This is a genomic window from Nocardia sp. NPDC004604 (genome assembly GCF_040609795.1).
In the GTDB taxonomy this organism is placed as follows: domain Bacteria; phylum Actinomycetota; class Actinomycetes; order Mycobacteriales; family Mycobacteriaceae; genus Nocardia.
In genome coordinates, this window is record NZ_JBEXLC010000212.1 from 1 (window position 1) to 11,590 (window position 11,590).

6 protein-coding genes are annotated in these 11,590 nt (G+C 66.1%); 1 reads left to right on the plus strand and 5 read right to left on the minus strand.

From position 1 onward, the window contains the following. A partial coding sequence (locus ABZW16_RS40565; RefSeq protein ID WP_354961470.1) for a type I polyketide synthase occupies positions 1–5,360 on the minus strand: 5,360 nt, incomplete at its 3' end. A 326-nt stretch (positions 5,361–5,686) separates the two neighbouring features. Here ABZW16_RS40565 and ABZW16_RS40570 point away from each other — a divergent pair. Beyond that, positions 5,687–7,150, plus strand: coding sequence for an MFS transporter (locus ABZW16_RS40570; protein WP_354961471.1), 1,464 nt, complete (start codon positions 5,687–5,689; stop codon positions 7,148–7,150). A gap of 9 nt (positions 7,151–7,159) precedes the next feature. Here ABZW16_RS40570 and ABZW16_RS40575 read toward each other — a convergent pair whose 3' ends face one another. From ABZW16_RS40575 to ABZW16_RS40590, 4 genes are all read right to left on the minus strand, one after another. Further along, entirely contained in the window at positions 7,160–7,906 is a 747-nt protein-coding gene (locus ABZW16_RS40575) for a methyltransferase domain-containing protein (RefSeq protein WP_354961472.1), read from the minus strand. A 534-nt stretch (positions 7,907–8,440) separates the two neighbouring features. After that, positions 8,441–9,085 (minus strand): LuxR C-terminal-related transcriptional regulator, encoded by a 645-nt coding sequence (locus tag ABZW16_RS40580; RefSeq protein WP_354961473.1) that lies wholly within the window; start codon positions 9,083–9,085, stop codon positions 8,441–8,443. A gap of 605 nt (positions 9,086–9,690) precedes the next feature. After that, positions 9,691–10,668 (minus strand): LLM class flavin-dependent oxidoreductase, encoded by a 978-nt coding sequence (locus tag ABZW16_RS40585; protein ID WP_354961474.1) that lies wholly within the window; start codon positions 10,666–10,668, stop codon positions 9,691–9,693. After that, the coding region (locus ABZW16_RS40590) for an LLM class flavin-dependent oxidoreductase (protein ID WP_354961475.1) at positions 10,665–11,590 on the minus strand (926 nt) is incomplete at its 5' end. The genes ABZW16_RS40585 and ABZW16_RS40590, both read right to left, overlap by 4 nt.

Here is an 11,590-nt window from a genome sequence, read left to right on the forward strand (position 1 = left end):
TGGAACAGGACTGGTTGGCGTAGGTTGCGGAACCAGTAGTCGGTGGTGAGTTCGGTGCCGTTGAGGTGGGTGCCGGTGACGGTGGAGTAGAAGGCGATGTCGCTGGTGTGTGCGGTGATGTCGGCGAGTGCGGTGGCGAGTTCGTGGCGGATCGTTTCGACTTCGGTGGTGTGTGAGGCGTAGTCGACGGGGATGCGGTGTACGCGAATGTTGTTGTGTTCCAGGGTCTGCAGAAGTTTCGCTAGTGGTTGTTGTGGTCCGGCGATGACGGTGGAGTGTGGTCCGTTGATGGCTGCGATGCTGATGTCGGGGTGGTTGGTGAGTTGGTCGCGGACGTTGTTGGCGGGTAGTGCGATGGATGCCATTCCGCCTTGTCCGGCGAGTCGCTGGGCGATGATGCGGCTGCGTAGGGCGACGATGCGGGCGCTGTCGTCGAGGGTGAGGATGCCTGCGACGCAGGCGGCGGCGATTTCGCCTTGTGAGTGGCCGATGACGGCGGTGGGTTCGATGCCGAATGCGCGCCAGGTGTGGGCGAGGGAGATCATCATCGCCCATAGTGCGGGTTGTACGACGTCGACGTGGTCGAGCGGAGAATCGGTGTCGTGCAATACCTCTGTGAGTGACCAGTCGACGAAGGGTGCGAGGGCTTGTTCGCAGCGGTCGATCCATTCGGCGAATACTGGTGAGGTGTCGAGTAGGTCTGCTCCCATGCCTGCCCATTGCGATCCTTGGCCGGGGAACACGAACACGACCCGGCCCGAGGTTCTTCCGGCTCGTTCGTTGGCTCGTCGGAAGTTCTCCGGAGCGGCCGCAGTGCCCCGCACCAGCGCCGGATGGGCATTGCCGCTGGCCAGTGCCGCTAGGGCCGCGACCCGTTCGGCGCTGCTGTCGCCGAAAACCGCTGCGCGTGTTCGGAAGCCGGAACGGGCCACCGCGAGTGTGTAGCCGATGTCGGCGGGGTCTGCGGAGGGCTGTGCCAGCATGTGCTCGCGTAGCCGCCGTGCCTGCGCCAGCAGCGCGTTCTCCTCGCGCGCCGACAACAGCCATGGTGCGTGGAGTGCGTGTCCTGTCGCACGAGCTTCCCGCTGCACCAAAGGGATTCGTAGATCGACAGGCGGCTGTTCGAGCACCACATGGGCGTTGGTGCCGCTGATACCGAAGGAGGACACGCCCGCACGGCGGGGCCGGTCGCCGCTGTCCCAGGCCTGCGGTTCGGTGAGGAGTTCGACTTTTCCCGTGGTCCAGTCGATTTTGGAGGTCGGTTCGTCGACATGCAGGGTGCGGGGGAGTACGCCGTATTGCATGGCGAGGATCATTTTGATGATGCCCGCCGCGCCCGCGGCGGCTTGGGTGTGGCCGATATTGGATTTCACCGATCCCAGCCAGAGCGGTTGGTCGCGGTCCTGTCCGTAGGTGGCCAGTAGCGCTTGGGCTTCGATGGGGTCGCCGAGTCGGGTGCCGGTGCCGTGGGCTTCGACAGCGTCGATATCTGAGGGTTGTAGTCCGGCGTTGGCCAGTGCTTGGCGGATAACTCGTTGCTGGGAAGGGCCATTCGGGGCGGTGAGTCCGTTCGAGGCCCCGTCTTGATTGACGGCCGATCCACGGATGACCGCGAGGACCGGATGCCCATTGCGCTGTGCCTCGGAAAGCCGTTCCAGGACAAGCACTCCGGCGCCTTCAGCCCAGCCGGTCCCGTCCGCGGCCGCGGCGAACGCCTTGCACCGGCCATCTGGCGACAATCCGCCCTGCCGACTGAATTCGACGAAGATACCCGGTGCCGACAGCACGGTCACCCCACCGGTCAGCGCCACCGCGCATTCGCCGCGCCGCACCGCCTCGGCGGCGAGATGCAGCGCGACCAGCGAGGACGAGCAGGCCGTGTCGACGGTGAGCGCGGGCCCCTCCAGGCCGAGGGTGTAAGCCACCCGGCCGGACGCGACACTTGTTGTCGCGCCGGTCAATCGGTATCCGTCGGTGCCGTCCGACGGCTCGTACAGCCGTGGGCCGTAGTCCTGCGCCATCGCGCCGACGAACACGCCGGTATCGCTGCCGCGCAGGCTCCTCGGATCGATGCCGGCCCGTTCGATCGCCTCCCACGCGGTTTCCAGCAGCAGTCGCTGCTGCGGGTCCATTGCCAGCGCCTCCCGCGGCGAGATGCCGAAGAACTCGGCGTCGAAATCGGCCACGTCGTAGAGGAAGCCACCTCGGAAGGTGACCGAATCCCCGAGTCCGTCGAGGTCCCAACCACGGTCTGCAGGACACGCGCCGATCACGTCGCGGTCGGCAATGAGCAACTGCCACAACTGCTCCGGTGTCGACGCCCCACCGGGGAGGCGGCACGCCATCCCGACGACCACTACCGGATCCTGGTCGTCCACGGCCGGTCGGGTCGGCACGATCGGGGCGGAGACCGAGGCCGGGTGCGCGCGCTGTTCAAGATGGTCCGCCAGCGCGAGCGGTGTCGGATGGTCGAATACCGCTGTCGCGGGCAGGGCTACGCCGGTGGCCTTGGCGAGTCCCGCGCACAGCTCCGCACCGAGGACCGAGGACAGCCCCTGTGTCCGGAAAGGTATGGCCGCCTCGATCGCCGCCGGATCGTCCAGGCCGAGCACCACAGCGGCATGCCTGCGGACCAGATCCAGGAGGACATCGCGCGGTTGCTCGCCCGTCCGCAACCGCAGCGCCAGCGCGGACTGTTCCACGGGTGCCTGGGCGTCCACCGTGTCCAGCCAATGCCGGGCACGCTGGAACGGATAGGTCGGCAGCGGCACCCGCCGCGCGCCAGTGTTCTCGAACAGCACGGTCCAGTCGACCGCGACCCCCGCGGCCCACGCTTCGGCGGCGGCGGTAACCACCCGCTCGAGGGTGCCCTCGTCGCGGCGCAGCGTGCCGATCGGGACGACCGCCTCCCCGGCGTGCGCGGCCGTTTCCTGGACGGCCATGGTCAGCACCGGATGCGGGCTCGGCTCGACGAACACCGTATAGCGCGTCAGCAGTGTCGCTACGGTCGGCGCGAATTGCACTGTGCGGCGCAGATTCCGGCACCAGTACTCGGGCGTCAGCTCTGCGCCGTCCAGTTCGGTCCCGGTCACGGTGGAGTGGAAGGCGATCTCACCCGCCCGCGGGGTGATCGGCGCGAGGGCTTCGACGAGCTCGTCGGTGATGGCGTCGACGTGAGCCGAGTGCGAGGCGTAGTCGACCGGCACCCGCCGCACCCGCATCCCGTCGCTCTCCAGCAGCGTGAGCAACCGCTCCAGCGGTTCCGAGGGGCCGCTGATCACGGTGGACCGCGGCCCGTTCAATGCCGCAAGACCGACCTCGGGATGGTCGGCGAGGATGCCGTGCAGCTCGTCGGCGGGCAGCGCGACCGCCGCCATTCCGCCCTTGCCCGCCAGGCGACGAGCGATGATGCGGCTGCGCACCGCGACCACCCTGGCCCCGTCGGCGCGAGACAGGATGCCCGCCACCGTCGCGGCGGCGATCTCACCCTGGGAATGGCCGACGACGGCGGCCGGACGAACACCAAGCGCGGCCCACACATCCGACAGCGCGACCATTACCGCCCAGAGGGCGGGCTGTACCACGTCGACCCGGTCGAGTGCGTCGGGTTGCCCGGCGCGCAGCACCTCGGTGAGCGACCAGTCCACGAATGGCTCCAGCTCCGCCGCGCACCGGGTGATCGAGTCGGCGAAAACGGCTGATCGGTCGAGCAATTCGGCCGCCATGCCGACCCACTGTGCCCCCTGGCCGGGGAAGACGAACACCGGACCGGGCGCATCGGCGGCGCGGTCGCTCACCACCGATGTCGCGGGCGCCCCGGCGGCGAGCGCGGCCAGCCCGGCGCGCACCGGCGCGATGGCCGAGCGGTCGGGCGCGATCACCACGGCGCGATGTGTGAACTCCGAACGCGCGGTGATCAGCGACCAGCCCACATCGAGCAGATCGGCCGTCCCGTCCATCGCGGAGGCCAGCCGCGCCGCCTGGGCCCGCAGCGCACCCGCGCCGGCGGCCGACAGCACCACCGGCACGGGCGACAACTCGACCGGCGGTTGCGGCAGGCTGCGGCGCGGTTGCGGCGGCGCGGATACCGCGACGTGGCAGTTGGTTCCGCCGACTCCGAAAGAGCTGACCCCGAAAACGGCGGCAGCATCAGCGACGGGCTCGGCGGCCGTCTGGACGCGAAGATTCAGCTCTGCCAATGCGATTCGCGGATTGGGTGTGTGGAAGCCCGGTGTGGGCACCAGCATTCCCGCGCGCACGCACAGCGCCATCTTGATGAAACCGGCGATACCTGCCGCGGCCTCCAGGTGGCCGATATTTGATTTGATCGAGCCGACCCGCAGCGGGTCGCCCGCCGGCCGTGCGGCGCCGATAACCTGGCCGAGCGCAGCGGCCTCCACCGGATCGCCGGTCGGCGTGCCGGTTCCGTGTAACTCGACGTGTACCACCGCGCCGGGATCCACGTCCGCCCGCCGATAGGCGGCCCGGATCGCCTCCGCCTGGCCCGCCACGGTGGGCGTCGCCAGCTGGTCGCCGCCGCCGTCGTTGGTGACGGCGCTGCCGCGGATCACGCAGTAGATGTCGTCGCCGTCGGCCAGCGCGGCCGCCAGCGGCTTCAGCACAACGGCACCGCCGCCCTCGCCTTGGGCGAAACCGTTTGCGCGCGCGTCGAATACGTGACACCGCCCGTCCGGGGACAGCGCCCCGATGCGGTGCGCGGCCACGGCGTGGTGTGGGGTGAGCCGGAGGGTGACCCCGCCCGCGACGGCGACGGTACATTCGCCGCGGCGCAGGCTCTCCGCCGCGAGGTGGACGGCGACCAGTGACGAGGACTGCCCGGCATCGACGATGAGGCTGGGCCCCTTCGCCTCCAGAAAGTACGACACCCGGTTGGCGATAATGCTACGCAGCGAACCGGTGAAGGTGTACGCGGTGATCGCCTCGACGCCGCGCTCGCGGATGAGCATGCTGTAGTCGTCCGCGGCGACGCCGACGAACACACCGGTGCGGCCGCCGGCCACCGACCGTCCGCCGATGCCCGCGTCCTCCAGCGCCTCCCAGCTCAGTTCCAACATCAGCCGCTGCTGCGGATCCATCATCGCGGCTTCCCCGGCCGGCACCCCGAAGAACCCGGCATCGAAGCCCGCGACGTCGTCGAGGAAGGCACCGCGCCGAATGATCTGCGTCTCCGACTCCGACAGGCCCGCCATGGCTTCGGGCGCCCAGCGACCGTCGGGCAGCGGCGCGTCGACCTCGGTCCCCGCGGTCAGCAGTGACCACAGGGCGTCCGGGCTATCCGCGCCGGGAAACCGGCAGGAGACTCCGACCACCGCGATGTCGCTTTCGATGCGCAGCGACATCTAGATTCCCCCTTCGTGGGACCAGCTCCCGACAGATCGATCGCGTGAACCTGGGCGCGGGCGTGCGGGGGTTCCCGCACGAGCGGCTATCTCGATGAGATATGACGAAATGCGTCAGCGCATTAAGTCGCGTGCTTCTTCGTTTCTACAAAGTCGCGCACGATACGTAAATTGAACCTTGGTACACGGCCGAGTCGAGGGCTCAACTCGTACGAAGGTCCAATTTACATCGAGGCTGAATAGCACGTAGAAACAGTGCGAGATTCAAACTGGCGGCTCGGGTGCGGGCAAAGCGTAATTGCCAGTCCAAGAAGGGTGGGACAGTGGTGAGTGAAGTCGCCGAGCGCAGGCCGGAAGAACTGTCCGAACCGGATACTCGGGGCACTGTGGTGAGGGGTCCGTTGTGGCATGTGGCGGTGATTGTCTGTGTTGCTTCATTCATCGCTCAATTCGACACGGCAGTGGTCAGCATTTCACTGCCGACGATTCAGCGCAGTCTCGGACTGGATGTGTCGGGAATCCAGTGGGTGGTGAATTCCTACACGCTGGTGGTCGGTGGATTGCTGCTGCTCGGTGGTCGCGTGAGCGATCTGTTCGGCCGGCGGGAGGTCTTCCTGACCGGGCTGTGGCTGTTCAGCTTCGGCAGTGTGCTCGGCGGATTCGCGCAGAACGGCTGGGAGCTGATGGCGGCGCGGGCGGCCCACGGAGTCAGTACCGCAATTCTGGTGCCGTCATCGCTCGGGTTGATCCTGGTCGCTTACCGCGATAGGAATCGGCAGCACCGCGCGATCTCGATCTGGGGTGCGGCCAGCGTCATCGGCGGCACCAGCGGGGTGGTGGTCGGTGGCACCCTCACCGAGCACCTGGGTTGGCGCTCGGTGCTTTTCGTCTGCCTGCCGGTCGGTTGCCTGCTGCTGATTTTCGGCAGTCGGACGCTGACCCGCCGGACTGTGGCACCGGTCAAGATGTCCACCCTGGATCTACCGGGTGCGCTCACCGTGGTGGGTGGCGTGGCCGCCGCGGTGTACGCCACCATAGGTCTCGGGAAACACACTTGGTGGACCGCTCATACGATCATCTCGTTCTCCGTCGCGATCGTTCTCCTGGGCGCTTTCGTAATGATAGAACGGAAATCGAAACATCCACTGATGCCACTCGGTATCTTTCGATCGCATTCTATTTCGATGGGCAATCTGGTGTCGTTCGTGATCAGCGGCGCAATAAATGGTCAGGTCGTCCTCGTCACGTTCTATATACAGAACATTCTCGGCTATGGGCCACAGAAAGCAGGACTGGCCGAACTTGCCGCCGGACTGACGACTTTCCTCGTCGCCACTATGACCGCACGATTGGTGCGGCGGACAGGCGCGCGATGGCTGCTGATAATCGGGTCGCTGCTGTATGCGGTCGGTCTTGTGTGGATTTCCCACATGCCCGTCGACGGCGGCTATCTCGACGCCGTCTTCTTTCCGCTGGAATTCCTCGCCCTGGGTATGGGACTGCTGCTGCCGTGTATGACGATCGTGTCCACGGCGGGCGCTTCCGCGGACGAGTCGGGTCTGGTCTCCGGGGTGTCCTCGACGACCCGTCAGGTCGGCGGCGCCATTGGTGTCGCGGCGTTCGTCAGCATCGCCGCGGCGGTCAGCAAGCACACCAGCGGAAGCGAAGCCGTCGCGCTGGCCGGCGGTTACCGCGCCGGGCTGCTCGCCGCCGCAGTCGCCGCCGTTGTCTCCGCGCTGTTGGCGGTGGCGATTCCCCGCGATCGCCCGCGGCGGGAGAAGGTGCGCTGAGCGGCGGTGTCAGCGCGGCATCGTCGCGGAGATCAGGAACGTTGTGAACGTCATCGCGAACGTGCCACCGAATCGGTCGATGGTGCTACCGATCTCGTCGAAAAGGTTCTGTCGCACATCGTCGGCCAGCGCCGTATGGTCGCTGTGCGAGTAGAGCTGATCCAGCCATTGGTCCCGCGTGTAGGTATGACTCCACGGAAACGGTTCGATCGGCTCCTCGGTCATGTGTTCGAACGCGTGAGGGGATCCGGTTATTACGCTGAAATCGGCCGGCAGATCGCTGCTCCTGTTTATTGCATAGCCGATCGTCAGCCGGGCCGCGTCGGGCGGCAGCACTCGCCGATACGCGGCGTGCAGGGCGTCGGCGAGATCGTCGGGGTGGTGTCCGATATTCCAGAACAGGCAGAGTCGGCCGCCCGGGCGGAGCATGGCGGCGGCCTTCGCTGCGCTGGTAATGGGGTCCATCCAGTGCCAGGCCTGCGCGGAGATCACCCGGTCGAACGTTCGTCCGGCCGGATCCCACGTCTCGAACGGGACCACTTCGGTGGCAATTCCGTGCCGTTCGGCGATCTCGGCCATTCCCGGGCTCATGTCGACACCCAGAACCTGGGCGCCGCGTTTTGCGATCTGCCGGGTTGCGATGCCGGTGCCGGATCCCACATCGAGCACGGACAGCGCATCCACGGAATCACCCAGAATTTCATCGATAAGGTCCTCTGGATAGGACGGACGGGTTCGCTCGTACTGCTCTGCCACTTGGTCGTACAGTTTTACTCGTTCTCGCCGGTCCATCACTCGCCTCTTCCCTTGTGGCACACGTCTGCACGCCGAGTATTGATACCAAATCTATTTGCGCAGGCATATTGCACCTTCGTCCACTGGCATAGGGATCGCTACGAAGGAACGCACGCGACGTGCGCTGCACCAGCGGTACCTGCCGAAGAGGCGGCCGTGGTAGCTGTGCGGGGCAAAAACTTGCCCCGACATCGACGTCACGTAATCTGGGTTCGAACCTGCCCCGACAGTTCAGCAAGGCAGTGAATATTTCCCTGCCGCATAATCTGATGATAATGGAATTGTGCACCGCAATATCGTTTTTGTTTTCCGTCTGTCGTGTTCGGGGCAAAGTGATGAACCCTCTTCTGCGCCCGTGATGTCACGCTGTGTGCGGCACCGGATTCGAGGTATATCGGCGCGACGCGGAGGATGTCCCCATAATCGCGAAATCGGTGTCGGTCGCCGATCTCGATCGGCCAGCCACAACGGACCAACATGCCGCGCTCCGGATTTCTAGCCGGTCTGTCGGGAATCGAGTGATCCACAGAGCGGGCATAGGTCCGCGCCGACCCTCAGATAGGCGGAGGTGCGGTAGGCGTAGGAGATCAATCCTGCCTGGAGCCGAGACTCGACGCTGAGTTTTTCCATGATCCGAGCGACGTGGGCCTTGACTGTCCGCTCGGTTATCTTTAGTTTGGTACTGATGGTGCGGTTTGAGCTACCGCCGCCCAGTTCCAGAAAAACTTGGAACTCCCGGGTGGACAATAATGATGCCCGCATCGTATTCTTACACCACTCTGGTAAGTTGCCCGGATCCGGCATCGAGTTGTTGGTTGAGTCTTTCATGCTAACCCAAGTCTTTCGATTCAAGCCCCTGGACCGGCCAGGCACATTTCTATAGGATCCATTTCTGACGTTCCTGCGCGAAGTGCTGTGCCGGACATTCCCCCCCCGATTAGCATGAACCTGTTCGTTCCATGAGGAAAGCTGCCAGAAGGTTGCTATTGTGCCGAGGCCCGGATGGAGCGTCATCGATCCATGTGAAATAACTTCGTTCGGGCAGCTATAAGATTGATTGTGCCACTGGACGGCTGTCCTGTCCATTAAAAGAAGTGGGGTCTGGAGAAAGGCGAATGCTCCGATAGGCTCACCACGCATTGATAGTCAGATCGTATCTTTGCAACCGTGGGGGAGGGCTGGACGGGTGAACGAGATCAGCCGGTATCGGAACCCCCGGTCGGCCCTGGCGGGGCACTGCGGGGGTTGGACAAGACGCTGCACCGACCTACCTTCAGCTGCTGCCGGCGGCGTTGCGGATGGACGCGGGACGTACGGTGAACAGAAGCAGGGCAACGGCTCTGGCGTGCCGAGGGTTGCCGGTGCGCGCACATCACCTGCGTCGGTCGGCCGATGTCTCATCGATGCCGCCGACGCGCTGGAGGCGGTGTGAGAGTGGAGTTATTGCAAGAGCAATGAAGGCGAATATGTCGGAAAAGTAGTCACAGACGACTGCCGCGGACACTGATCGCATACCGCTACTCGGTCGCTGCGCACAATTCTGCCCTGCCCAGCCGAAGATCGGCGCCAACCTGGCGACCAAGCCGGCGCGCGAATCATCGTCGTTCCAGACCGGCCGTCGGTCAGGTGCGCTCCCTTTAGATCGGATCGTTGTGGACAGGGTAATGCCGTTGCGCACCAAGGCCTCTGGCGGGCGCTTGTCTGATCGGTGCGGCGTTCGTCGATGTCGGGTGTACCTCGGGGCGTCACGCCGCCGGCGATCGACCGGCGGGACGCCGCAGCCCCAGTCGGGCGCGCAACGTGGTGCCCGTCGTCCCCGGCACCTGCCGCCGCAGCGCGCGGGCCGTCGCCACCGTGGCCGCATGTGCCGAATCTGCCGGTCCGGCAGGCGGGATCAGGGCGAAGCCATCGATGTACCCGGCCTCGGCCGAGCGCAGGAGATGATCGGCGGGCGTGTCGGCCCGCTGCTCCACGAGCAGGCGGACGTCCTCGGGCGTCCGTCCGGCCGCACGGCAGGCTTCGGTCAGTGCCTGAGCGAGATCCGCTGCCGCATCGGCCATTTCGATCGGCACGAGCGCCACGTCGGACGTCGCGCCCGCGGCGGTGGCGTCCTCGGCGCAGGCGATCCTGCGGACCTGCACCGGATAGCCCTGTGGCGGGCGGGCGATGTTGAGTGGGCCTGCGACATCGAAGTATTCGCCGCGGTGATCGAGGCTGTGCAGCCGCTCGGGCACGAAGTAGACGCCCGAATCTCGGTCGCGAAGAAATGCGTTGTCTTGAAAGCTGTCCCAAAGCCCGGTCACCACCCGGGTGAATTCGTCGGCGCGGGAGCGCTGGTTGCGCAGCGGTGCGACGTCGCGGGCGTGATAATTCGCGGCATCCGCTACCGCACTCGGCCGCCCGATCTCCCAGCCCGCCCGGCCGCCGCTGAGCACGTCGACCGTCGCGAGCAAGCGGGCGACGTGATAGGGCGCCAGGTGCTCGGTCGAGATCGAGGGCACCAGCCCGATGTTTTCGGTGGCTACGGCGAGCGCGGCGGCCAGCGTGCCCGCCTCGTACTTGCCCGAACCGTCCGGGCCGATGGACTGCCGATCGGTCAGCAGCAGGGCATCGACCCCGGCGTCCCGCGCGGCCTGTACCTGCGCCCGCGCGCGCACGAAACCGGCTCGGCCACCACCGTTCTCGCTCATATCGGGCAGCTGTGCGAACAAGACAAGGCTCATCGGACACCTGCCAGCGAGTTCGTGGGGAGACCGAGGTTTTCCCGAAGGGTTCCGTCCAGGTAGGAGGTTCGGACCAATCCGCGCCGGCGAAGTTCCGGTATGACATGCTCGACGAAATCATCCAATGCCCCAGGCAGATAGGGGAAGTCGACGATGAACCCGTCCGCGGCCGCCTGGGTGAACATGGTCTCCATGTGATCGGCCAGCTGTTCCGGGGTGCCGGTGACGATATCGCCCGCGGTGCGCAAGCAGAGCTGGCGCAGGGTCAGGTTCTCCCGCCTGGCCAGGTCGATCCACCGTTGTGCGGTGCTGTGCGAGTGATTGGAGACCGGCAGGTCCGGGACGGGTCCGTCCAGCGGATAGCCGGTCAGGTCGACATCACCGAGCTGATCCTGCAGCGCGCGCAGCGCGACGATGTCGGGCATCAGTCCCTGCAACTCGCGCAGCAGATCCCGGGCCGCCGTTTCGGTATCGGCGACGATCGGCTGCAGACCGACCCAGATCTGAATCGACTCGGGGGGACGGCCGTGCGCGGCCGCGCGGGCCTTGAGATCGGCGTAGAACTCCTGCGCATCCGACAGCCTGGTGTGGCGGGTGAACAGCACCTCACCGTGCCTGGCGGCGAAGTCCCGGCCGACGGGCGACGCGCCCGCCTGGAAGATCACCGGTCGACCCTGCGGCGGGGTCGGCACATTGAGCGGGCCACGCACGCTGAAGAACCGGCCGGAGTGGTTGATCGGCTCGCTACCCGAGGCCCACAGCCGGTTCGCCACCGAGACGAACTCCTCCGCCCTCGTGTAGCGCAGATCGTGCTCCATATGTTCGGGGAAGCCGAAATTGCGTGACTCCCACGGCGCGGCCGAGGTCACCACGTTCCACCCCGCCCGGCCGCCACTGAGATGGTCGAGGGAGGCGAATTTGC

What these genes read in the sequence shown, in the direction of transcription:
- ABZW16_RS40585 (WP_354961474.1), bottom strand. Translation starts at nt 10,668, where the DNA reads ATGAGCCTTGTCTTGTTCGCACAGCTGCCCGATATGAGCGAGAACGGT.
- ABZW16_RS40580 (WP_354961473.1), bottom strand. Translation starts at nt 9,085, where the DNA reads ATGCGTGGTGAGCCTATCGGAGCATTCGCCTTTCTCCAGACCCCACTT.